The 24,693-nt window shown below is 23.5% G+C and carries 26 protein-coding genes and 1 tRNA gene; 13 read left to right on the top strand and 14 right to left on the bottom strand.

The window, feature by feature from the left end:
* The first annotated feature begins 138 nt into the window (after positions 1–138).
* From SPIRDC1_RS04970 to SPIRDC1_RS04980, 3 genes are all read left to right on the top strand, one after another.
* A complete protein-coding gene (locus tag SPIRDC1_RS04970) occupies positions 139–1,233 on the top strand; it encodes a hypothetical protein (RefSeq protein ID WP_174480819.1) in 1,095 nt (364 codons plus the stop codon).
* On the top strand, positions 1,145–4,102 hold the full coding sequence (locus SPIRDC1_RS04975) for a hypothetical protein (RefSeq protein ID WP_174480820.1): 2,958 nt from the start codon (positions 1,145–1,147) through the stop codon (positions 4,100–4,102). The genes SPIRDC1_RS04970 and SPIRDC1_RS04975 overlap by 89 nt, the downstream gene beginning before the upstream one ends.
* Before the next feature lie 198 nt (positions 4,103–4,300).
* On the top strand, positions 4,301–5,539 hold the full coding sequence (locus tag SPIRDC1_RS04980; protein ID WP_174479940.1) for an IS256 family transposase: 1,239 nt from the start codon (positions 4,301–4,303) through the stop codon (positions 5,537–5,539).
* A 462-nt stretch (positions 5,540–6,001) separates the two neighbouring features.
* On the opposite strand, the gene SPIRDC1_RS04985 is transcribed toward SPIRDC1_RS04980, so the two are convergent.
* Entirely contained in the window at positions 6,002–7,462 is a 1,461-nt protein-coding gene (locus SPIRDC1_RS04985; RefSeq protein ID WP_174480821.1) for a hypothetical protein, read from the bottom strand.
* A 292-nt stretch (positions 7,463–7,754) separates the two neighbouring features.
* Here SPIRDC1_RS04985 and SPIRDC1_RS04990 point away from each other — a divergent pair, with 292 nt between their 5' ends.
* Positions 7,755–8,993, top strand: coding sequence for an IS256 family transposase (locus SPIRDC1_RS04990; protein ID WP_174480344.1), 1,239 nt, complete (start codon positions 7,755–7,757; stop codon positions 8,991–8,993).
* A gap of 47 nt (positions 8,994–9,040) precedes the next feature.
* On the opposite strand, the gene SPIRDC1_RS04995 is transcribed toward SPIRDC1_RS04990, so the two are convergent.
* From SPIRDC1_RS04995 to SPIRDC1_RS05020, 7 genes are all read right to left on the bottom strand, one after another.
* Complete coding sequence (locus tag SPIRDC1_RS04995) at positions 9,041–9,232, bottom strand: hypothetical protein (RefSeq protein WP_174480822.1); 192 nt, start codon at positions 9,230–9,232, stop codon at positions 9,041–9,043.
* Complete coding sequence (locus tag SPIRDC1_RS05000) at positions 9,232–9,828, bottom strand: RuvC family protein (protein WP_174480823.1); 597 nt, start codon at positions 9,826–9,828, stop codon at positions 9,232–9,234. Before SPIRDC1_RS05000 ends, SPIRDC1_RS04995 begins: the two co-directional genes overlap by 1 nt.
* Positions 9,821–9,946 (bottom strand): hypothetical protein, encoded by a 126-nt coding sequence (locus SPIRDC1_RS10290; protein ID WP_255495918.1) that lies wholly within the window; start codon positions 9,944–9,946, stop codon positions 9,821–9,823. The genes SPIRDC1_RS05000 and SPIRDC1_RS10290 overlap by 8 nt, the downstream gene beginning before the upstream one ends.
* A 117-nt stretch (positions 9,947–10,063) precedes the next feature.
* Positions 10,064–10,297, bottom strand: coding sequence for a hypothetical protein (locus tag SPIRDC1_RS05005; RefSeq protein ID WP_174480824.1), 234 nt, complete (start codon positions 10,295–10,297; stop codon positions 10,064–10,066).
* On the bottom strand, positions 10,297–10,434 hold the full coding sequence (locus SPIRDC1_RS05010) for a hypothetical protein (RefSeq protein ID WP_174480825.1): 138 nt from the start codon (positions 10,432–10,434) through the stop codon (positions 10,297–10,299). Before SPIRDC1_RS05010 ends, SPIRDC1_RS05005 begins: the two co-directional genes overlap by 1 nt.
* Positions 10,427–10,702, bottom strand: a complete 276-nt coding sequence (locus SPIRDC1_RS05015) for a hypothetical protein (RefSeq protein ID WP_174480826.1) — start codon at positions 10,700–10,702, stop codon at positions 10,427–10,429. The genes SPIRDC1_RS05010 and SPIRDC1_RS05015 overlap by 8 nt, the downstream gene beginning before the upstream one ends.
* 114 nt (positions 10,703–10,816) lie before the next feature.
* Positions 10,817–11,143, bottom strand: coding sequence for a hypothetical protein (locus SPIRDC1_RS05020; protein ID WP_174480827.1), 327 nt, complete (start codon positions 11,141–11,143; stop codon positions 10,817–10,819).
* 321 nt (positions 11,144–11,464) lie between these two features.
* Between SPIRDC1_RS05020 and rplM the strand changes: the two genes are divergently transcribed.
* A complete protein-coding gene (rplM, locus tag SPIRDC1_RS05025; protein ID WP_174480828.1) occupies positions 11,465–11,905 on the top strand; it encodes a 50S ribosomal protein L13 in 441 nt (146 codons plus the stop codon).
* A 6-nt stretch (positions 11,906–11,911) separates the two neighbouring features.
* Positions 11,912–12,319, top strand: coding sequence for a 30S ribosomal protein S9 (rpsI, locus tag SPIRDC1_RS05030; RefSeq protein WP_174480829.1), 408 nt, complete (start codon positions 11,912–11,914; stop codon positions 12,317–12,319).
* A gap of 242 nt (positions 12,320–12,561) precedes the next feature.
* Here rpsI and SPIRDC1_RS05035 read toward each other — a convergent pair whose 3' ends face one another.
* The 4 genes from SPIRDC1_RS05035 to SPIRDC1_RS05050 all read right to left on the bottom strand — a co-directional run bounded on the left by SPIRDC1_RS05035 (position 12,562) and on the right by SPIRDC1_RS05050 (position 14,976).
* Entirely contained in the window at positions 12,562–13,557 is a 996-nt protein-coding gene (locus tag SPIRDC1_RS05035; protein ID WP_174479968.1) for an IS3 family transposase, read from the bottom strand.
* A gap of 389 nt (positions 13,558–13,946) precedes the next feature.
* A complete protein-coding gene (locus SPIRDC1_RS05040) occupies positions 13,947–14,369 on the bottom strand; it encodes a hypothetical protein (RefSeq protein ID WP_174480830.1) in 423 nt (140 codons plus the stop codon).
* A gap of 65 nt (positions 14,370–14,434) precedes the next feature.
* Positions 14,435–14,671 carry a hypothetical protein gene (locus SPIRDC1_RS05045; RefSeq protein WP_233214984.1) on the bottom strand — a complete coding sequence of 79 codons (237 nt, stop codon included), beginning with the start codon at positions 14,669–14,671 and terminating at the stop codon, positions 14,435–14,437.
* Between the two features lie 143 nt (positions 14,672–14,814).
* Positions 14,815–14,976 (bottom strand): hypothetical protein, encoded by a 162-nt coding sequence (locus tag SPIRDC1_RS05050; protein ID WP_174480832.1) that lies wholly within the window; start codon positions 14,974–14,976, stop codon positions 14,815–14,817.
* A 176-nt stretch (positions 14,977–15,152) separates the two neighbouring features.
* On the opposite strand from SPIRDC1_RS05050, the gene SPIRDC1_RS05055 reads away from it, so the two are divergent.
* The 4 genes from SPIRDC1_RS05055 to SPIRDC1_RS05070 all read left to right on the top strand — a co-directional run bounded on the left by SPIRDC1_RS05055 (position 15,153) and on the right by SPIRDC1_RS05070 (position 19,961).
* A tRNA-Ile gene (locus SPIRDC1_RS05055) sits at positions 15,153–15,229 on the top strand.
* Positions 15,230–15,538: 309 nt separating this feature from the next.
* Positions 15,539–16,627, top strand: a complete 1,089-nt coding sequence (locus SPIRDC1_RS05060) for an ABC transporter ATP-binding protein (RefSeq protein WP_174480833.1) — start codon at positions 15,539–15,541, stop codon at positions 16,625–16,627.
* The gene (locus SPIRDC1_RS05065) at positions 16,627–18,039 is read left to right on the top strand and encodes an ABC transporter permease (protein WP_174480834.1); all 1,413 of its coding nucleotides are present in this window, start codon (positions 16,627–16,629) and stop codon (positions 18,037–18,039) included. The genes SPIRDC1_RS05060 and SPIRDC1_RS05065 overlap by 1 nt, the downstream gene beginning before the upstream one ends.
* Positions 18,040–18,137: 98 nt before the next feature.
* Positions 18,138–19,961, top strand: a complete 1,824-nt coding sequence (locus SPIRDC1_RS05070) for an MATE family efflux transporter (protein WP_174480835.1) — start codon at positions 18,138–18,140, stop codon at positions 19,959–19,961.
* A gap of 62 nt (positions 19,962–20,023) precedes the next feature.
* On the opposite strand, the gene SPIRDC1_RS05075 is transcribed toward SPIRDC1_RS05070, so the two are convergent.
* Positions 20,024–20,389: a hypothetical protein gene (locus SPIRDC1_RS05075; RefSeq protein WP_174480836.1), complete on the bottom strand. Its 366-nt coding sequence runs from the start codon at positions 20,387–20,389 to the stop codon at positions 20,024–20,026.
* Between the two features lie 835 nt (positions 20,390–21,224).
* Between SPIRDC1_RS05075 and SPIRDC1_RS05080 the strand changes: the two genes are divergently transcribed.
* The 3 genes from SPIRDC1_RS05080 to hpf all read left to right on the top strand — a co-directional run bounded on the left by SPIRDC1_RS05080 (position 21,225) and on the right by hpf (position 24,240).
* A complete protein-coding gene (locus SPIRDC1_RS05080) occupies positions 21,225–22,220 on the top strand; it encodes an IS3 family transposase (RefSeq protein ID WP_174479968.1) in 996 nt (331 codons plus the stop codon).
* 321 nt (positions 22,221–22,541) lie between these two features.
* The gene (locus SPIRDC1_RS10680; protein ID WP_174480837.1) at positions 22,542–23,681 is read left to right on the top strand and encodes an MFS transporter; all 1,140 of its coding nucleotides are present in this window, start codon (positions 22,542–22,544) and stop codon (positions 23,679–23,681) included.
* 166 nt (positions 23,682–23,847) lie between these two features.
* Entirely contained in the window at positions 23,848–24,240 is a 393-nt protein-coding gene (gene hpf, locus SPIRDC1_RS10685; RefSeq protein WP_174480838.1) for a ribosome hibernation-promoting factor, HPF/YfiA family, read from the top strand.
* Between the two features lie 9 nt (positions 24,241–24,249).
* Here hpf and SPIRDC1_RS10690 read toward each other — a convergent pair whose 3' ends face one another.
* Positions 24,250–24,393 (bottom strand): hypothetical protein, encoded by a 144-nt coding sequence (locus SPIRDC1_RS10690; RefSeq protein ID WP_174480839.1) that lies wholly within the window; start codon positions 24,391–24,393, stop codon positions 24,250–24,252.
* Positions 24,394–24,693 lie beyond the last annotated feature (300 nt).

Here is a 24,693-nt window from a genome sequence, read left to right on the forward strand (position 1 = left end):
GTAACTCACTCTTTCTAGATATATAAATTATATTTACTAGAATTAATTAAACATAGTTATTTTTGTAAGTCACACAGATTACTAAACATTCCCTTTAAAAATGGTGAATTAAGTTTAACTTTACCAAGTCCAAGTTTTATGTCACGTGTTGCTAAATTTAATGAACAAGAACAATCAGCAGAATTATTTTTTATGAATGAACAAAGTGATAATGGTAGTTTAACATGAGTAACAATAGAAAATTCAAAAGTAAAAGTTGAAATATTTAATGGTAATAGAGAAATTTTATTAGGTAGTACAAAATCAAAAATTAAACCAGAAAGTCAATTAAAAGAAAAATATGAATTAAAAAATCCATTTGGTTATTTACCAATTGTTGAAATTACAAATTTACCACAAATTCATTTTTATGGTAATAGTACACAAATGAATGCATATCCAGATTGTGCACCAGTATGAAATTTAATATGAGATTTACAACATATTATTAAACAAAAAAGAAAAGAAAGAATATTAAATTTAACTAGATTTTATGGAATTATTGATAATGAAAAATTTAAAGCTTTAAATTTAAGTGATGATTTTCAATCAATTATTAAAGATGCATTTTTAAATATTACTACTGCAAATTATGTAAAAGGTGGTAATGGTGGAGTTGATATTGTACAAGGTAATCCAAAATTTGGTGAATATTGACTTGATTATAATGGTACAGCAAAACAAATATTTAATGGTGCTGGTTATGATTATGATGAATTTAATGGTATTAATTATGAAAATAAAACTAAAACATTAATGAATAATAAATTTGATATGCAAACAACAGAAGTTAAAATAACACATTATACAACTTATTTATATAGAATGTTTGATATGTTAGTAACTTTTTCTAAAGATGAAAATGGAAAAGTATATTGAAATGGTATTGGTGAAAGACCTTATAGTTTTGAATTTATACCAATTGCTATGGTTGACCAATTAGTACAAGATGAATTAATTAATAGTAGATTAAATAATGGAACAATGTCAATAGTTGAAGCAATTAGTTTATATGAAAATATTGATACATTAATGGCAAAACAAAAATTAGAACATATTATTAATGAAAATAAATTTTTAAATAAACATTTAGGAGATAATACAAATGATAATGAACAACGCAGTAAAAATTCAATTAATGAAACAAGCACATCTAGCATTAAAGCAAACTCAACAATTAATAAAGAGATGTAGTTATTGAAAAATATTTCCTATTATTAATAATGGAGCAATTCCTTTAACTGAAACTGGTTATAAACCAATTAATAGTAAAATAAGTGATTTTGGTCAATATGAATTAATATTAACTGGTACTACTCCAGTTGTATGTATTTGAAAAAATAGTACAAAAATATATCAAAAAAATAAAGGTAAAATTGATGAAATAACAAATAAAATAAAAGAACAAGATGAATTTTATACAAAACAATATAAAATTGGTGATTATTGAAATGCTTATTTAATTGATGATACAAGTGGTGTTGATTTTAGTAATTTACCAAATAATCAAATATTTAAAACAGTACAAACTAAAAGACAATATACTTTAGTTATGTTTGAAGAACATATTACAATTGATGATTATTTACAATTTTTTTGTGTATTTAATGATGAAAATGAAAATATTGGTGGTAATAGTGGTAAAAATCAAGATAGACAATTATTATATATTTCAAATGTAACAAATTATTATAGTCCTTATAATGGTGCATTTAGTATGCAAGTATTAACTTTTAGTAGTTTAAATGATAGAGTAGTTGCAAGTGGTCAAAATACACTTGATTTTGTACAATATGCAAGCCCGGGTAGTGGTTATGCTTTTCCTACTATTCAACAAGGAAAAGTAACTTTAAATCGTATTTTAATGAAAGATATAGGTGTAAGATATTCTCATAGACAAAGTTATGGATTAGAATTATTATCAAGTTGTTATTATTATGGAAGACCAATAATTCAAGGTCAAGAACCTATTCAACAAAATAATGAAGAAATATTTGAAAGTAAAGTATTTGCTTCAAGAAGATTATTTATTGCTGGTAATAATGAAAAATCTACAACTGAAGTTAAAAATAATGGTGGTTTACTTGCTGGAATAAATGATAAAATAACTACAAGTAGTCATCCAGAAACTACATTTTATAATATTATGGACGCAAAACCAACTGGATTTACTCATTATGATACATGACAAAAATTTTTAGAAGCAAGAAAATTTGATATGTTAGCACAAAAAGATTTTCAAGGAATATTAACATGTAATAAAGAATTAGCAATTAAAAGTAATGGTGATGCTATTGGTAAAGCAAAATTCTTTTGAGATAGTGAATGAAATATAAATAATTTACAAGGTGAATATAATGTTGATATGTCAAGTAATTTTAAATATAAAGACCCAGATACTGGATTAGTTATTGGTTCACCAACTGTTGATTATAAAAAAATAAGTCAAAAATATATGTCTGCTATATTAAATTTTAATAGTGTAGTATTTAGTTCATTAATTCAAATGCCTTATGATAGTGTACAATGATTACCATTTGCTTTAAGTTCAATTCCATTAGTAGGTAAATTATTAAATGCTTTAACATTAGGTATTCCAGTAGGATTTATTATTACTCAAAATTCTCAACAATATAAAAATATGCCATTTTTTAATGGTTTTATGTCAGCATTTTTTGCTTCAAATTTATCAAGTATTATTGGTAATAATGATACAAATTGATTTATACCTTTAAATATATTTAGTAATTCAAGTGAATTTGCATTAGGTAAAATGTTAGGTTCACATGTTAGTACAACTGCTATGACTATGAAATTAAGTGATAGAGTAAATGTTTATCCATGAGACCCTACTACTGGTAAAAAGTTAGAAGTAAAAGAACAAATAAGTACAGTTGATTTATCACAAAAGAAAAATAATAAAGTTTATATTTTAGCAGAAGATACTGAATTTTTAGATATTGCTTCACCATTAACTAATGAAGATACTGAATGTCAATGAAATCCAACAGCAAATGGAGTTATTGATGGTTCAAATTATGCTTATATTATTGATACAATTGTAACTCAATCATTACATCAAGGTGAAGAAAGACATACATTTTATAGTGATAATCCTTTTACTTATCAAGGTGATTATAATGAAATATCAGTTGCTCAGTTTAGATATAATAATATGGCTTATTTAACTGGTAATGCTTTTAATTGAACAACTTTGTATAAATTAAATCATGATGAATATGAAGAAAGTGAAGAAACTACATTTTCATATCCAGCAAAAATATTACCACCAAGTCCACAAAATATAGCAAAATCAATAGTTATTATTCCAGATTTAAAAATTGAAATGACAACAAATGATGTATCATTAATTGATACAAGTTCGGTATCATATAAACCTAATTTTAATGTTTGACTTAATAATAATTCAAATAAATTAGGTAATTATGAAGTTGATTTAAAATCATTATTAGACCCAACTTTATTAATTAATACTTTTAATGATTTAAAAAGATATTATAAATCAATAACTATTTATTACGATTATGTTATTGACACAAAGGAAGAAATAAAAAATTCTCATGATAATAAATTAGTAGTATATTCTACAAACGAAACCTTTAGACCGGCAAAAAGTGAAAATATAAGTAAAACTATTGATTTAAAAGATTTAATATTAAGTAATAATAATCCAACAATTAATGAATATAAACAAGAATTTTTACATCCAAATGATAATAATGATGAAAATGGATTAGCATATATTTATACTTATAGTAATAATAATTCAATGCCATATAATTTAACTGGTTATGAATTTAATCTATCAGTACATTTTGGAAGTTTGGGAAGAACAGTAAATAAAAATTATGAAACAAATTCATGTATTGCGATGAGTATTGTTGATAATAAACATCTAAAATGAAATTTTTATTTACAAGCTAATTTAGGTAAAATTGAATGTATAAATGATTGAAAAAACAATTTAATATATACACATGGAAAAAGATATATCAGTAATATTAAAACTAATATTTATAAAATAATTTTAAATTCAAGATAAAAATTATTTTATATGTTAAAATAATTATGTTTATGATAAATGTTTTTATGGAGTACTATTATATGAAAAATATTTTAAAAAAAATAAAATTTAAAGAAAAAAAGGGAATGTTTAGTAATCTGTGTGACTTACAAAAATAACTATGTTTAATTAATTCTAGTAAATATAATTTATATATCTAGAAAGAGTGAGTTACAGATGGCTAAAAAAGATAATCTTAATAACAATGATCCAATATCAAAAGCAGTAGATTTATTATTAGAAAATACTGAGGATTTAACAACAGTTTTTAAAGAGGGAGGCTTATATAAAGAATTAACTAAACGATTGGTAGAAAAAATGTTGAATTCTGAGATGCAAAATTATTTAGGACACGAAAGAAATCAACGCAGTAATAATGACAATGTTCGTAATGGTACAACATCAAAAAAATTAATAACTCAACAAGGTAAAATTGAAATTGATGTACCAAGAGATCGTAATAGTAATTTTGAACCAGTAATAATCACAAAAAGACAGAGAAGATTTGATGGTTTTGATCAACAAGTTCTTTCACTATATGCAAAAGGTATGACTTTATCAGATATTAGAATGCAGTTGCAAGAGTTATATGATGGCGCAGATATTAGCGAAAGCGTAATTAGTCAAATTACTGATGATGTCATTGATGATGTCAAAGCATGGCAAAATCGTCCATTAGATAGTGTTTATCCAATCATTTATTTTGATTGTATCGTAGTTAAAGTACGTCAGGATAAACGTATTATTAACAAATCAGTTTATATAGCTTTAGGAGTTGATTTAGAAGGTAAAAAAGATGTTTTAGGTTTATGAATTAGTGAAAATGAAGGTGCTAAATTCTGATTAAATAATTTTACAGAAATGAAAAATCGAGGCTTAAATGATATTCTTATTGCTTGTAGTGATAATTTAACAGGCATGTCAGAGGCAATACAATCAGTTTATCCTAAAACTGAACATCAATTATGCATAGTTCATCAAATTAGAAATAGCTTAAAATATGTTTCATACAAACATCGAAAGTCTCTAGTTATCGATTTAAAGCCAATTTATACAGCATGTAGTGAAGAACAAGCAATGCAAGCTTTAGAATCATTTGAAAGTAAATGAAATAAACAATATCCACAAATTGCTAAATCTTGATATAAAAATTGAGAAAATTTAATGGTTTTTATTAGTTATCCAGCAGAAATTAAAAGGGTAATTTATACTACAAATGCTATTGAATCTGTTAATAGCCAATTACGAAAAGTTATTAGAAATAAAAAAGTTTTTCCTAATGATATGGCAGTTTTTAAAATTTTTTACTTAGCAATTGAAAATATCACAAAAAAATGAACATTGCCTATTCAAAATTGAAATACAGCAATTGCTCATTTTATGATAAAATTTGAAGACAGAATTAATCTGAACTAGTACTTTGTAAAACAAAGAAACACAGATTACTAAAAAGCCTCGAAAAAAAACATGATTAATAGTTATTAGTTTTATTTATTTAATTATATCAATTTATTATTTAGGAACATTAATCTATTGAGATAAATTTTATGATAATGTAAGTATTATTACTGATGATGTGACTAAATATTTTAGTAGTGGAAGAATGTTTTTAATTAAAATGTTATCATTGTGATTTGTTGTTTCTATTGCTTTTTTTATAGGTTGAATAATTTTAAAAGTTACAAAAACTAAAATAAAACCTAAACAAAATAATATTTCCCCACAATCTTAAATATTAATGTATAATATAAAAATACTTATCAAGTAGTTATAAAAAAAAGATAAGTATATAATTTCACTGTATATGATTTAGGTTGGCACCTAATTAAAAAGTTACCAATTAAGGTAACTTTTTTTATATTATTAAATTAAATATATTTATACTCCGGAAATAGCACAAACACCAGCAGTAACAGTTGCAACGGCAGCAGCAACAGTTCCAATTACGGGTATAACAGAACTAACACCAGCAATAACAGTTGCAACATTTACACAATTTACATTTGATGTATTTTCTAAATTTGCAACTCTTTTATCTACTTCATTAACTTGTTGTTTTATTAAATCAAAACTTGATTTTAATCCTTGTACATTTTTATTTAATTCATCTAATTTTCAATCATGTTCTATTAAAGTACTAACATAACTTCAATCTCTAATATAACCTTTAATTATTTCTTTTTCTCTATTTTTTGCAGTTCATTTTTGACTATCAGTATAAGTTTTTAAATGATTGATTTTTGTAGGTAAATTTTTATTGTAATCATTTATATGTGCTATTCATTGTTTAACTTTTTCATCATTTGCTATATAATTTGATATTTCATTAAGTTTAGTTTGAGTTATATAAGTAAATTTAGGTTTTAAAATACCATGAGAGTATTTTTCGCTACTTTCTTTAACTTTTATTTTTGTTGAAAAACATTGACAAAAGTGAGAATAACTTTCCTTGTTTACAATTTCAACATCATTAATATCTAAATTTGGATATTTTTGTTTAATTGCATTTTTAATATTATTATTAATTAACCCTAAATTAATCGTATTAGTTGAATCTCAAATAGGAAAATCTCTTTGTAAATTATCAAGATATACATTTGAATAATAATGAGTATCAGATGTTCTAATACTTACATCATCGTTTCAAATTTCTCATCCAGTAGCTTTCATTAAGACAATAATCAATATACGTTCTTTTTTAGAACTATTAATAAATTTATCAGCAATACGTCAAAAATTATCATATATAGTTTCTCCTAAGTTAATAATGTCATAATAATCGATTCTTGAATCCATTCAAACACCATTAAAACATTTATTTTTAAATTTTTCTGCAAAATTTTTCCTATTATTATCTGATTTTAATTTAATTATTTCTTCTCATCAGTTAGGTTTAAATGAGCAATAAAGATTATTTTTTCAAAAATTATATTCAATCTCATTTCCATGATTTAAACCTCTTTTGTTTCTAATTTTTTCATGCTGTGCTTTTAAAAATTGATGATGTTCTTCTTGTATTTCTTGAAGTTGTTGTTGAGCAATTTGTGGGTCTCTACTTCAACCTTGTGTTTTTAAGAAATTTTCATAAAAATGGTCAGTTTCTAAATTTTTTACTGATTGAATATTTTGGTCATTTTGTAATTGTATTAAATTTGTTTGGTTATTTAATAAAGTTAATTCTTGATTTTCTATTGATTCTAAACTGGTATTGTTGTTAGCTCAATCTTTAATATTTTGATTATCAATTGACTTAGCATTAATACCTTGTGTTTTATCATTAAATAATGGTGCAGATAATACTCACATTTTAAATCAATAACTTGGATTAAAATATTTCATTATAAATATTTCCTTTCATTAATAAATATGTGTTAAAAACAAAAAAAGAAAAAACTACTCTAACTTCAACGAATTAGAAAGGCTTTTCTTTTTATTTTATCTATTTAAATAAAAATATTTTTATTAAGTTTTTAACAATTAAATTATACATATAAAAATTTTAAAATGTGAAAATATAATTTTTTAAAATTTAATTTGGGAATGTTTAGTAATCTGTGTGACTTACAAAAATAACTATGTTTAATTAATTCTAGTAAATATAATTTATATATCTAGAAAGAGTGAGTTACAGATGGCTAAAAAAGATAATCTTAATAACAATGATCCAATATCAAAAGCAGTAGATTTATTATTAGAAAATACTGAGGATTTAACAACAGTTTTTAAAGAGGGAGGCTTATATAAAGAATTAACTAAACGATTGGTAGAAAAAATGTTGAATTCTGAGATGCAAAATTATTTAGGACACGAAAGAAATCAACGCAGTAATAATGACAATGTTCGTAATGGTACAACATCAAAAAAATTAATAACTCAACAAGGTAAAATTGAAATTGATGTACCAAGAGATCGCAATAGTAATTTTGAACCAGTAATAATCACAAAAAGACAGAGAAGATTTGATGGTTTTGATCAACAAGTTCTTTCACTATATGCAAAAGGTATGACTTTATCAGATATTAGAATGCAGTTGCAAGAGTTATATCATGGCGCAGATATTAGCGAAAGCGTAATTAGTCAAATTACTGATGATGTCATTGATGATGTCAAAGCATGGCAAAATCGTCCATTAGATAGTGTTTATCCAATCATTTATTTTGATTGTATCGTAGTTAAAGTACGTCAGGATAAACGTATTATTAACAAATCAGTTTATATAGCTTTAGGAGTTGATTTAGAAGGTAAAAAAGATGTTTTAGGTTTATGAATTAGTGAAAATGAAGGTGCTAAATTCTGATTAAATAATTTTACAGAAATGAAAAATCGAGGCTTAAATGATATTCTTATTGCTTGTAGTGATAATTTAACAGGCATGTCAGAGGCAATACAATCAGTTTATCCTAAAACTGAACATCAATTATGCATAGTTCATCAAATTAGAAATAGCTTAAAATATGTTTCATACAAACATCGAAAGTCTCTAGTTATCGATTTAAAGCCAATTTATACAGCATGTAGTGAAGAACAAGCAATGCAAGCTTTAGAATCATTTGAAAGTAAATGAAATAAACAATATCCACAAATTGCTAAATCTTGATATAAAAATTGAGAAAATTTAATGGTTTTTATTAGTTATCCAGCAGAAATTAAAAGGGTAATTTATACTACAAATGCTATTGAATCTGTTAATAGCCAATTACGAAAAGTTATTAGAAATAAAAAAGTTTTTCCTAATGATATGGCAGTTTTTAAAATTTTTTACTTAGCAATTGAAAATATCACAAAAAAATGAACATTGCCTATTCAAAATTGAAATACAGCAATTGCTCATTTTATGATAAAATTTGAAGACAGAATTAATCTGAACTAGTACTTTGTAAAACAAAGAAACACAGATTACTAAAAAGCCTCTTTAATTTAATTATTTTTATAATATTCTCTTATTTCTTTTATTTTATTTTTAAATTGTTTTTTATGAAAATAACACATATTAAAAAATTGAATTACACTATCTTCTATATTTAAAGTTTTTAAAGTAACTAATACTTTACTATTACAATCTTTAACAATACATTTAAGTAATACTTTTTCTTGTTTTTGTTTTTGCATTATTTTACTTCCTTATTTAAATAATATCAACCAATTAATAAACTATCTGCTTCATCATGATTTGATATTGTTATATTTCAACCTTGTTCTTGAATTACTTGATTTGCTAATTTTAATGATAATTTTTTATCTCATTTTTTATCTTTTGCATATCAAAATATTTTTACATATCATTTCTTTCATGAAGAAGGACTTATTAACATATCTTTTGTTAATAATTTATTAAATTGACCAGCAATAAATCCACGTAAATGTTCTTGAGTTTCATAACCAATACCATTTTTTGAATGAAAAGTACCACGTTCAATAATTAAAGTTATTTTATCTCAATCATAAGTATATGGACTTTCAATATAGAAATTAATTTTATCAATTATATTTCTAAAATTATTTTCATAAATAATATCTTGAAAATCATAATCAATAATATCTTTATATTTATTAAAATTATAACTTTTAATTCATATTGGTTTTCATATATCTATATTATTACAACTACAATTACCAAAACATTTACAATCTTGATAAATATGTTCTCATAAAGTAAATCCAGTATTTTTTATACTTGGGTCAATTGAAAGTAAATAATTAGTCATTATCAAATTCTCCTTTTTCAATTAGTTTATTTAAGATAAATAATGTTACATCTGTTCTCCGTGCTGGCTCTAATTCAATTAAATCATTAATATATTTAATTAATTTTTCTTTATTCATAATTTAACCTTTCTTTCCTAACTCTTTTATTTTGTTTTTGTTTACATAAGTTATTACATTTATGAGCAAAAACTCTACCATAACCACATTTATTATTCTTTTTTATTTTTATTATCATTATTTATTTTCTTCTCATATGATATTTCCACAACTATTACAATTTTCAAGTTTTTCTCAATTTTTAAAATTATTTTCAAAATCATTTATCATTTTTTTAAACTTATTTAAGTCATATTTATCAATACAAATATCATCTAGGTTTAAAGTAAAATCTCCATTTATTGAAAAATGACCAATATTAATTCCTTCTCATTCTTCTTTTCATTTGTTTAAAAATTCATTTATTGTCATTATTTTTTCTCCTTATTTTTATTTAAATATTTATTTTCTACATTTTTAGATAAATTATTAACTATTTTTTCTAAACAATTCATACATCAATATTGAGAAAATCAAATTCTTTTATTACAATATTTACATTTATTCATAATTTCTATACTCATTTTTATTATTAGTTTTTAAATTTTTAAATCTTTCACGAATTTCTTTAAATTTATCAAATAAAATTTTTAAATAATTTTCACCCATTAATATTAAAAAATCTTTACTATTATTTGGATTTAATCTTTCCATATCTTCTCTTATACATTCATCAAATAAAACTGTATTTGTAATCATATATTTTTCAAAATAATCTAATTGTTTTTCACTTGGTTCTCATTTTTCATTTTGTATTTTTACACATTTAGTACTCATAATTAGACTATCTACGAGAGTTTTAAAGTTTTTTTATTTAACAATTAAAAAATGAGAGTTTTATCTCTCATTTGTATTTTTATTAAATCGTATCCAAGTTTGCAATGCGCCCTGCTATAAAGTCTCATCCAGCTGTCATTTTTGTCTTAATTTTTTACTAATTAATTCGGTTGCAACAGGACCATTACACCAAGATCGATTTTGATAATAAGGAGGTTTTAATTGTACATCATGAGATTTCATAAGTTCCTCTGGTAGGGGGATATTTTGAAAAAATTGACTTCCTGCACCAACCAATGCTCCTACATCTGATAAACTGTCTCCTAAAGTATAAAAATTATTTTGAAAATTAGTTGTATTATGATTTGTATTACTTAATGCTGAGATTGTATTTGTCATTAATAAAGAACATGTTGTCATTAATTTTATTAAACTTTTCATAGGTATTTATTCTCCTTTTCATTTATTTCTAGTTTCTAATATAATGATATATTTTGGTATATATTTTTCTTTTTAATTTAAGTTTATAACTGAAAAAATTAATATACAATAAAAAATGTTTAATGTTAATTATTTTAAAAAATAAATATTTTTATAAGAGTTAGTTGTAAGTTTTAATTATTTATTTTGTAATGTATAATTTTGTGTAAAAATAATTATTAAATCTTTGATAATACTTGTTTTTTTAAATAAGTTTCTATATAATTATTAATGCTTTAAGCAATGTAGTCCCGGTAAAAATTACACTGTAAGGAGAAAAAAATGCGTCAAACAACAATGAATTTCAGTAACATTGAAAAAAAGTGATATGTTATTGATGCCAGTGGTTTAATTTTAGGACGTCTTGCAACTAAAGTTGCAATGATATTGCGTGGTAAAAATAAACCTTCATTTACACCACATTTAGATTGTGGAGATTATATCATTATTATTAATGCAAACAAAATTAAATTAACAGGTAATAAATTACAAGATAAGAAGTATTATAACCATTCACAATATCCTGGTGGATTACGTGTACGTAATGCACAAAGTATGATTGCTAAAGATGCTTCTGAATTAGTAGAGATAGCGATTAAAGGTATGCTACCAAATACTACCTTAGGTCGTAAGCAATTTACACATCTTCATGTTTATAACCATGATCAACATCAACATCAAGCCCAAAACCCCAAAGTTTTAATATTAGGCCAAGAGGAGTAGACTTTTATGACAACATCTAATAAACCCGTAACTTATTCAAGTTCAGGCGGACGTAAAACGTCAACTGCCCGTGTTCATTTAAAAAATACTAGTCAATCAAAAATATTAATTAATGGTTTTGAGCCTTTAAAATATTTAGAACAAGAAATCTTAGTTCAAGATATGTTATTGCCTTTAAAAGTAACTAATACGTTAGAAAACTTTGATATTAATATCAAAGTTGAAGGCGGCGGAAGAACTGGTCAAGCTGGTGCAGCACGTTTAGCTTTATCTAATGTTTTAGTTAAGGTGTCAGAAGATTATCGAGCATTATTAAGACAATTTGGATTATTAACTCGTGATGCACGTAAAAAAGAACGTAAAAAATATGGTTTAAAAGCAGCCAGAAAAGCACCGCAGTTTTCAAAACGTTAATATAATAAAAAAAGAGTCTCAGACTCTTTTTTTATTACTATTATCTAATATTTTTTTTATTATTATAGCATTACTAGAATTCTATATATTATTTTTGTTTATAATTTACTTTTTTATTTATATAACTTTCTTTTTTTAAAATTTGTATTTCTTTAAATAAATTAGAGGTGTTTTTATTATGGTGGGGTGGTTGGTGGTTGGTGGTTAGCCCTAAATACTGGACCACTTTTGGATAGACAGTTTTAAATTTTTATTTGTGAAATTGGTGGTTTTAGAAATTTAGAATGTATTCTTTCGTAATTATAAAACATAATATATTGGTTTACATCATTTATAGCTTCATTGAGAGAAAAATATTGATTTGAACCTTTAGGTAGTCATTCTTGAGATAAATGAGAAAATCAGTTTTCAGATATTACATTGCCACCAATATCATAAGGTTGTTTTTTGCTTAAAATTATTTGCTTATCAGCAGCTCAATTTGTGATGTCTTGACAATAAAATTCGTTGGCGTTATCTGAGTGTAAAATAACGTTTTTTACTTGGTTTCAAGAGAATTGTTGATTTATTTTTTCAAGTGCAGGAAGAATTAAATCTTGATAGGATTTGTTTGAACATGTATTATAGCTTACAATATTATTTGAATAAAAATCAATAATTACAAAAAGATATAATCAACCTTCTTTAGTATTTATTTGTTTAGTGTCCATTGATCAAATTTGATTTGAAGAGGTTGTACTTTTATAATCTTTGTTTACTTTATCCATTGTAGGTATTCACTTATTTGGATTTTTTTTGTTTTTAGGATAGTTATTTTTAGTTTGTTTTAATCCTTGAAGATTGTGATCTTTCATAATTTTTCGCATTTGTTTTGTTGATAATTCTAGATTTAAAATAATATGTTTGTATTGTTTTAATCATTCTTTAAATGCTGAAAAAATTCGTAAATAGCCATAAATTTGTCCTTTTCTTGTAAAATGAAATTCAAGTAAAAGTTGGCATAATTCTTGATATTTATGTGTACAATTACTAATTTGATTTTTTTCTTTTTTAATAGGGTTTTGTTTGTTTTTTACAAAATAATATGTTGATCGGTTTAGTTGAAGATGTTGGCAAAGATATCTAATTGAATATTGGTTTTTGCTATCATCAATAATTTGAATTTTTTGTTTGATATTTAACTTGTTAATTACTAATGCTATTTGTTTAATTTTATCCATTATTAAAAATCCTTTCATGTCAAAATTAGTGTTAATTGTATAACACAATTGTTTTTCGAATACATTCAAGTTTTTTTTAAATTAATGGTCTAGTAAAAAGGGCTAAGTAGCAAGTAGCAAAGGTGGATTATATAAGTCATCTGATGGTGGTATTACTTTTACTGAAGTATTTGGTTGAAATAAAGATTATGGTGCGGTAGTAAGTTTATTACCTGCAGATAATAATTTATATATTGGAAGCAAAAACTATAGTGATAAAACTAATCAAAATTATCAAGGGAAGTTATTTTTTAAAAGAATAAAATAAAATTATTAAAAAAATAAAAAATATTATAATAAAAATATTATAATATTTAGAAAATATTTAGTTTTTAAAATATTAATAATATAAAGTATATTAATAAAAATTAATGAACATAGTAATTATTAATAATTTCACAATTTTCGATTGCATCTCAAAAATTATTATTTTTTTCTTTTATTTTAAAAATAAAAATAATTACTATGAATAGAAATACTGTATATAATAAAATTGGACCGATAATTATACAAAAGATAACTCCAATCTGTAATTGAATTCAAGGATAGTAATTATCAGGAAAATGATTTAAGTTACATAAAGAACTTGCCGAAGTGCTAATAGTATAACTTAAACCAAAATGTTTTAATATTGTATATCCATCTTTAAAATTTGAATGATATTGTTCCTTATTATCTAATTTAAAATAAAAGTTACTAAATCAAATTAAGTATAAACCAGTAATTGTAATTAAAACCGTGATTGCAAATAATATTATAGTTGTTAATTGTAATATTTTAACTTTTTTCATTTTGATACCTCTTTAAATATAAAAAAACATTTTTAGATAATAAAAATAATAAGTTAAGAACTATATTATTTTGATTTATTAATTTGATTCAATATTCTACTTGCATCTAAATTAAATGGTATTACAATAATTTCATAGTGAATAATTTCGCGATTAGGATATCCAAATTTTGTCACTATTTCTTTAAAACTTAGATGAAATAGTGTTGCTAATTCTATTGTTTCAAATGCTTTATATTTTATGTCATCACTTTGATTTGTTTTATATTTTAATAAATAAATTTCTTTGAGTTTTATTTTCATTTCATTTTTATTGCCATTCATTTTTTTACCTCTCAAGCTTATATAATTTAACAAAAAATTATATATAAATTATATCATTTTACTTAATTCATATTTAGTATTATTTATTAAAAAATTTTAATAAATATACAATAAAAATATGATTATGAAAACGTAGGTGATTTTGCAATAATATCATTATTAATTTTCTCTATATTCTCATTCTCATTTATATTTTTTATATCATCATCATTTAGTGTTGCTTCTTTTCCTAAATTTTGATTTCATTTTTCTATTTTTAAGATATGTATTTTAATCTTTGTCATTCTGAATCCCCTCTTAATAAAAAACCTTGTATGAATAAATTATACAAAAAATTTTTTTTACTTTTAAAAATATAAATTTTTATTATAAGAATATTAAATAAAAATTAAATAAAATATTGTTATTATATATTGCAATCGTGCTTGAACAAATATATAATATCTCTGTTGCTCTTTTTGGGACTATAGCTCAGCTGGTTAGAGCGCACGCTTGATAAGCGTGAGGTCGATGGTTCAAGTCCATTTAGTCCCACCATTATATGTGAAATTATGAAACAAACAGTTTTCTTTATTTTTTTTTATTTAAATCAAATTAAAAATTATAATAAAGATGTAAATCAATTGATTTATTAAGAATATAAAAAGTTATATTAAAAACCTATGATTAATCAGATATTTTAATTAGTGATAGGTTTTTAATAATTGTTATTTTTTTTAGTATGTTTTATATTATTAATTTTTTTTATTTTTGAATTATAAATTAATATATAGTATATCAGTATATTAGTATTAAGTATATTAACCATATAGTAATTATTATATTTAAGTAGTTAGGACAATGAGTATGAAAAAACAAGAAATATTAAAACCAGTTATTAATAGTTCTTTAGTTGAAGATGATGTTAATGCTAAATCAAAAGAAAAACATAAATTTCTAAATTTTATTAAATCATATTTTAAAAACTGACGTAATCATTATAACCGTAATGTAATAGTTAATCCCGAAGATGCTCAATATGCAGTTTTAATTCGTGATTTTACTAAACAGTTTAAAAAATTTAAAGCTGTTGATAATGCTATTATTAAAGTTAAAAAAGGTACTATTCATGGTTTTATTGGTCCAAATGGATCAGGTAAAACTACTACTATTAAGTGTTTAATTAGCGCTATGGTTGAAACACACGGTGATTTAATTATTCATGGTAAGCGTTCATGAACAGTTGAAGCAAAAAAACAAGTAGGTTATATTCCAGAAGCTGAAAGATTTCCTAAACGAATTACTACTTATGATTATTTAATTTCAATGGGACAAATTAGTGGTTTGAAATATAAAATTGCTAAGGAAAAGACAGAAATGATTTTAAAGGAATTAGATTTATGGAAATTTAAAAAACGCAACCCTAATGCTTATTCTTCGGGTATGAAGAAAAAGGTGTTATTAGCACAATCACTATTAAATAATCCAGATGTCTTAATTTTAGATGAACCAGCCGCTAATCTTGATCCAACAGCAAGAACAGAACTGTTTAATGATTTAAGAAAGCTTCGTGAACAAGGTAAAACTGTTTTTATTTCATCACATATTTTATCTGAATTACAAAATTTAGCCGATGAAGTTACTGTTTTAAATTATAGTAAAGTTGTTTATACAGGATTGGTTAATAAAACTGATTCATTATATGAAATAAGTTCTAATAATAACAATAATAAATTAATGAAGTTATTAATAGATAAAAAATTTTCAGTAGATGTTAATGAAAATCGTTTATTGGTAAATATTAAAACTGAAGCACAAGTTGCAGAAGTATTAGCAATTGCTTTAAGTGCTAATATCATCATTACTTATTTAAAACCATATACTGTTGATTTGCAAACAATGTATGAACGAATTGTTATGGAAGCTAATGATAAAAATAAGAAGGAAGAAAAATAATGCCAATATTTCGTTATACTTTTAAAAAGATGATTGCTACTCCTTCAACTTGAATTATTTTTATTATAACTTTAATTTTTCTTGCTTTATCTTGGTCTTTAATTTCGTTATTTGTGGGTTCTGAAGCAATAAAACAATTAACTTATGATCAAGCATTAAATTTTTATGTACCACAATGAAAAGTATTATCATTCTCGGTACTTTTATCAATTATGATTTTTGTATTTATTTCAGTTAAAGCAACACAAGTTTTTCGTAATGAAATTGATGATGGTACTTTATTGATTTTAGTATCAAAGCCAGTTAGTAGAACTAGAATTTGAGCTGAAAAGTTATTATCTTTACAAGTGGTAATTATTTTATATTTATTTTTATCTATTTTTATTGCTAGTTTTGTCATTACTATTCCTGGCATTGGTAGCTCAACTATTTATAGTGCGGTATTTCCTTATTTATGAATTTTGTTTGGTGTTGCTATTATTTTTGATTTAATTATTTCTTCAATTGCTATTTTATTTTCATTAATTTTAAATGCTAAGGCTTTAGTTGCAATTATGATTGGAATGGCTGCTTTATTCAATATTTTTGCGTCATTAATTAATGGTTTAGTAACATTTGATCCTACATATTATGTTGTTTCACAGTCATTAGCAGTTTATAATAATGTAAAAGCTAAATTAGATAAAACTGATATTGATTGAATTAATGACGTATATAGAAAAGACCCAACAACTACTATTGAGTCTATTCAAAAGGCTATGTTTAGTATTTACGATACATATATTAAAGAAGTTAAGTATCCTAATAATTATGATTATCAAAAAGAACAAACAATAGTATTAGCAATTAAGAATGGTAGTACTAGTACTCCACCAACTGCTGATGCTCCTAAGGACTTAGTTACTCATATTTACAATATTAGTAATGCTTTTCGTCAATGAAAAGAACAAAGTTTTGAAGAATTAATGACAGGTAAAAAAGTTGGACTAGATAACCTTCGTTCCAAAAGATCAAATGGTGTTGGTAGCAATAATGTTGATTATTCAGTAAATCTTATGATTACAGGTTTAAATACATCTCTTTCTCAATCACAATATGATGCTCTTAATACTAAGACATCACAAGTTAAAGCAATGCGTTATTTAAATATTTTTTATCAATTAAAATATATTTGAGATGGAATATCGACTGAACAAAGTTCAATCTTTGCTTATCCAAGTGAGTATGCTATGACAGCAGATCCTTATTTAGTTAGTTTTAATAAAGTTAACACAAATTATCAAGTTGATACCAATAAAGCAACTAATAGTAAAATTCTTAATTTTCCAGTTTTATTGACTGTGTATGTTTTGCTTGGTATTGGTTTATTTTGTGCTTCATGATTAGTATTTAATCGTAGAGATTTTACTTAGCAGTTTAGTATCTTTTATAAAAAATTTCAAACCTCATTATTTAAATGATGTAAAATTATTATTATAATATAGAGCAAATTAATGATAAGGGTGAAATTATGAAAATTAGTGGATTTAAAATTAATAATAGAACAAATCCACATAAAATTAGTAATTTTTTTGCTACTAAAAAATGGTATTTATTAGCATTAATGATTATTATTCCGGCAGTATTGCAACAAATATTATCAGCATCAATGAATTTACTGGATAATATTATGGTTGGAGAATTAAAGGATAGTTTTATTAGTGATTTAAAGCCAATGAATGAACATATTAGGGATATTTTTACTTCATTAGGACTTTGAGATAATTGAAGTTGATGAAAAGATAATGGTTTAGAACATTTTTATCATTTGCAATGTTCAGCAGGACAAATTGCTGTTTCGGGAGTTACTGCTTCTAATCAAATTTTTGTTATTATTTATGCCGTTATGGGAGGTTTTATCAACGGTGTTAGTATTTTTGGTTCTCAATTTTATGGAGCTGGAAGATATGGTTCTTTAAGACAAACAGTAAGAATGAGAATTATTTTTGGATTTTTAATTGGAGTGATAGTTATTATTTTATCTTATACAGTGGGTGAATATTTAATTTCTTATACTACTAGTCCTAGTAGTGCATTGGATAAATTTAATCAATTATGTGCTGCTAAAGGATTAACTCTTAATGATATTAATGAGTTAAAGGATATTTTAAATTATAATCATGCTTTTGATGAAAATTCACTTATTGATTTTATGAATGTTCATAATATTGATAAAAACGATCCCCAATTTGTACAAATTATTTTACGTTATTATGAATTTCATTCAGCATCTTTAGCAACAGCACAAGGTATTGATTATAATCAATGAATTGTTTTTTCTTATCCATTGTTAGGAATAAACTTTGCTTTTATTTCAGTATTTCGTGAAACAAAACGTGGTTATATTCCATTAATATTAACTTTTGTTTCAGTATTTATTAACTTTTTATTAAATTTATTATTAATTAATGGTATTGGTGCGGTTGCAGGAATTGGAGCACGAGGTTCAGCAGTTGCTACTTTAACAGCGAGAATTGCTCAGTTGGCATTAATTAGTAGTTTTATTATATGAAAGAAATATGAATTTCAACCAAAAGTTTTGAAAATGTTTAAGATTAGGGGTGATTTATTTAAAAAAATTATAATTAAAACATGGCCATTAATGTTAAATGATTTATTATTTGCAGTTGCTACGACAATGATTATTAGATTAATTTCGCAATGAAGCTTTGAAGCATTAAGTGGTTCGGCAATTGCTTCCACGATTAATACCATGTTCTATACTTTATATATTGGATTTGGTATTGCTTCTTCGGTGTTAATTGCCAATCGTTTAGGTGCCGATGATTTGATTGGTGCTAAATATAATGCTAAACATTTAATTAGGTTAGGCTTTTTTGTTTCATTATTTTTTGCTGGCTTATTAGTTTTATCTTCATTTTTTTTACCACAATTATTATTTAATGCAACAACAGAAGCCTTACGAATTTCTAGTTGAATGATGCGTGTTGATGCTATAGTTTTTAGTGCTTATACTATTTTGTATACTTGTATTTATGCATTTCGTGCTGGTGGCTTAGCAATTACTGTTTTACTTGTTGATAGTTGTTTTACTTGATGTTTTTCAATATTAATTTTATTTATTGAGGTACATTATAGTCCTTTAGATATTGTTTATATTTATGCTATTATGCGTTCTTGTGATGTTATTAAGATGATTATTGCTTTATTTATTTATCATCGTGGTAAATGAGTAAGAAATTTAGCAAGTAGTATGAATAAAGTATATCCAGAATCTCCACCAGTAATTGATATACCAAAAGCAAAAGATAAAGTTGATATTGCTAATTTCTAAAGATTGAAAATTTATTTAAATATGTTTAATTTTACCTATTTTTTCTCTTTGTTTAGTTGGCTTTATTCTTTGCTTATAATTTTTTGTTGCAATATCATTTTCATATTTACGTAGTGTTTGTTCTCAAGGGATGTCTTTTTATTTTTGTTTATTAATAGGGTTAGATATTTGTGGTTTTGGTTGTATTTTAGAGGTACTGAAATATCTGAATTTAAAGAATCTGTTGATGTAGATTTTGAATTAAAGCCTTCATCACTACTGTTGGATAATAATTGTTTTTCCAAATCATAAATTTTTTCAGTAAGTTGAAATATTTCTGATTCAAATTGTTCAACCATTTGCTCATTGACTTCGACAATTGTTTCTTTTTCTTGCTGTTCTTTTTGATTTATTAAATCAATTAATAAATTATTGTTATTATTTAACAAATTATTTTTATCTTCTAATAATTTGTTTTCACGTTCAGTTATTTGATTAATATTAGTTATTAAATTTGCATATTTTGTTTGTTTTTTAATATAATTTGAATTTAAAATATTAATTTTTTGTTGATTATTTAATTTTGTTTTTTAAGTAATTCACAATTTATTTCTTCTGTTTCAATTAAATTATTAATACTTTTATTTTTATTTATTTTTCCAAATGAAAAAAGATTAATAAAAAAATTTTTAATTTTGTTAATTTTTTGTTCCTTTAATTTATAGATTCGAATATTAAATTGAAATACTTTATCTTCTATTTTTTTTATTTTGTTTAATTCAAAATTGAATAGTTTTTTGATAATTATTAATTTCTTTTTCAATTTTCTCACTTTTTTCAATAAGTTTTATTTTTTTCCTTTTAAATTTAGTAATTGTTTTTTATTTTTTCTACAGTTTCATAATTTATTACATATGCTTTGTTAGTAAATATTTGTTCTTTTTTAATTATTTTCATTTTGTCCCCCTTTTAAAATAAAAACCTATTTGTTAAAAAATAAAACAATAGGTCAAAAACTATATCTTTAGTTTACAAGTATTATATCTAATATTTTTTTGTAAACGAGAAATTACTTTATTTGTAATATTTATTATAAGAAATTATTTTAGTAATAAAATGAAATATTAAATTTTATTAAAATCAATATTTGTGATAGTATTATTAATAATTTAATATAAGTGGTTGCTACTTGCTACTTAGCCCTTTTTACTAGACCATTAATTTAAAAAAAACTTGAATGTATTCGAAAAACAATTGTGTTATACAATTAACACTAATTTTGACATGAAAGGATTTTTAATAATGGATAAAATTAAACAAATAGCATTAGTAATTAACAAGTTAAATATCAAACAAAAAATTCAAATTATTGATGATAGCAAAAACCAATATTCAATTAGATATCTTTGCCAACATCTTCAACTAAACCGATCAACATATTATTTTGTAAAAAACAAACAAAACCCTATTAAAAAAGAAAAAAATCAAATTAGTAATTGTACACATAAATATCAAGAATTATGCCAACTTTTACTTGAATTTCATTTTACAAGAAAAGGACAAATTTATGGCTATTTACGAATTTTTTCAGCATTTAAAGAATGATTAAAACAATACAAACATATTATTTTAAATCTAGAATTATCAACAAAACAAATGCGAAAAATTATGAAAGATCACAATCTTCAAGGATTAAAACAAACTAAAAATAACTATCCTAAAAACAAAAAAAATCCAAATAAGTGAATACCTACAATGGATAAAGTAAACAAAGATTATAAAAGTACAACCTCTTCAAATCAAATTTGATCAATGGACACTAAACAAATAAATACTAAAGAAGGTTGATTATATCTTTTTGTAATTATTGATTTTTATTCAAATAATATTGTAAGCTATAATACATGTTCAAACAAATCCTATCAAGATTTAATCCTTCCTGCACTTGAAAAAATAAATCAACAATTCTCTTGAAACCAAGTAAAAAACGTTATTTTACACTCAGATAACGCCAACGAATTTTATTGTCAAGACATCACAAATTGAGCTGCTGATAAGCAAATAATTTTAAGCAAAAAACAACCTTATGATATTGGTGGCAATGTAATATCTGAAAACTGATTTTCTCATTTATCTCAAGAATGACTACCTAAAGGTTCAAATCAATATTTTTCTCTCAATGAAGCTATAAATGATGTAAACCAATATATTATGTTTTATAATTACGAAAGAATACATTCTAAATTTCTAAAACCACCAATTTCACAAATAAAAATTTAAAACTGTCTATCCAAAAGTGGTCCAGTATTTAGGGCTAACCACCACCACCCCACCATATTGAAAAAATTAATAAATCAGAATCACAAAATCAACAATCTTTAACAAAAAAATATTCGCAAGAAAGTTGCAAATTTAAAGTTTATTAAAAATATTATGATACATTTTTATTAAGTTAAATCTAAATTTTAATTTTCAAGAAATATTTTTATAAAGGTTATATTTTCATTTATATTTCATAATTGTCGTTAAACATGTTAATCATTTATGATAGAATTTAATATATGAGATTTTAATGAGATTTTAGAGTTGTGAGGTTTTAGTATGGAAGTGTCAGCAGAGAATTATAGAAACATTAATTCTCATAATCGTTGAGGAATTATTGTTAGTTCGGGGTTAATGGCAATAACTTTGATTATAAGTTGAGTATTATGACTTATACTTTATCGTACTAATGTTAATGAGATTTTAGCAATTTTAACTGAAGTAATTAATAGTAAAGGCATTACATTTACTCTTACTTTTCAGATTTTAACAATTTTTACTTTAATTTTTTCGGTTATTACTCTAGTGTTTATTACAATTCCATTTATTTTTTTAAATAAATATGGAGTAATAACTTTAGTATGAGCATTAATAGTAGTAGTAATTTCGCTTGTCTTACTTATTGGTTCGGGATTATTAATAAGTTATGGTTATAAAAAAATTTATAGTTATGTTATGGACAAAAAAATTATTAATGTTTTATTTTTTATTTTACCTTGAGGCTTTGCATTAATTTGTAGTTTCTTTTTAGTACTTTTTTCTTTATGATTAATAATGGCTAATCTAAGAAATAAATGAAAAAAAGCATTATCATTGACAAATAATAATGCTTTATCAGCAACAGAAATACCCGCAAGTGTTAAACAAAATTCTCTTTTTGGTGAACAAACTATTGGACCATCATTTACAGATCAATTTTTTAATGAACATGATAAATCAACACAAGGTATAAATATAGTTATTAATAATACTGGTGGAGGTGCACTTCCACAATCAAAGTTACTTGATTATCAAGTAACTAGTAATCCAAATCCTGTTCAAACTAATAACAGTAGTAATGTTGTTAATAGTGAAGTAACTTGAACGCCACAACAAATTGAAGAAGTATGAAATAAAGGAGAAATTATTGATGATTATAATCCACAGTTATATCGAAAAGACTATGCGGGTGCGCTAATGTTTAAAAATAACTTTATTAGTAATGTTAAACTTAATGATGATCCTAAAAGTTATAATTGAACTATTATACATCAACGACCTTTATTTCATGGAGGTACTTCTGATATTAGTAATTTACAACCAATGAATAATACTAATGCTATTACTAAAGGTAATAATTATCCACGTTGAAAAACAGCTATTACTTTTAATGGAAAACAAAATTTTTTAAAACAAAAATCATGAAAAGATAAAAAATAGAGTATTAATCATTAATTTAACTGAAGATGATATTAAGCATATTATAAATATAATTGGTATTTTGCTTAGTTGTTAATAATTTAAATTTAATTACACTATTATCTTTTAAAATTTATTTGTTTATGGGAAAATGTATATAATAATTAAAAGATAGGAGCAATTAATCATGCAAGTTATTGTCCATGGAAAAAATATTAATATTACTTATGAAATTAAAAATGCTGTTGATAAAAATTTTAATTATTTACAAGAAAAGTATTCTAAATATATTAAAAAAGATATGATTGCTAAAGTTGGTATTGAAAGAAATAGTAATCATACATATAATATTTCCGTTCATATTCAGTTATTAAATAATAATTTTTTACAGTGTTTAGTAGAAAATCACGATCTTTATGTTGGCATTAATAAAACATTAGTTCCGTTGGAAAAACAATTAAGTCGTTTAAAAACGGTTGCTGATAAAACTGGTGCTGAAAGCGTTGGTCAATTTATAACTAAAGAAATTCTTGATGATAATAGTGAAGTTATTATTGACGTAACAGAAAATAAAGATTAAAGAAAACGTTTATGAAAGTATACAATTATTAGCATTAGTTTTTTTATGTAAATATGATGCATCATATTTTTCATTTTCTGCATCTTGTGCTTTTTTTTGTAAATTTTCTTCTGGTGTTATTTTTAAATTTCGCTTATAAATATTTGTATCCATTTTGTTTATTATTAAAATGGCATATTCAATACTTTTTTTTATTTCTTTAATTAATTGTATATTTAAATTATCTTGATAGTTTTTTGTTGAAATATGTTTCTTTTTTTTGTTATCTCTAATTCTAAAATGTTTGATATAGTTATAGTAATAAAAAATATAATAGAGATTTTTAAAAGGGACGGTAACAAAAACGGAGGATATAATTACTTTTTAAACATTTCTTTAAAATTATAGACAAGAAATAATTGTAATTATATGCAATTGTACATAAATCTTACTACTAAATTAAATGAATTTCAA

The organism is Spiroplasma endosymbiont of Danaus chrysippus (assembly GCF_902809815.1).
Classification (GTDB): domain Bacteria; phylum Bacillota_I; class Bacilli_A; order Mycoplasmatales; family VBWQ01; genus Spiroplasma_E.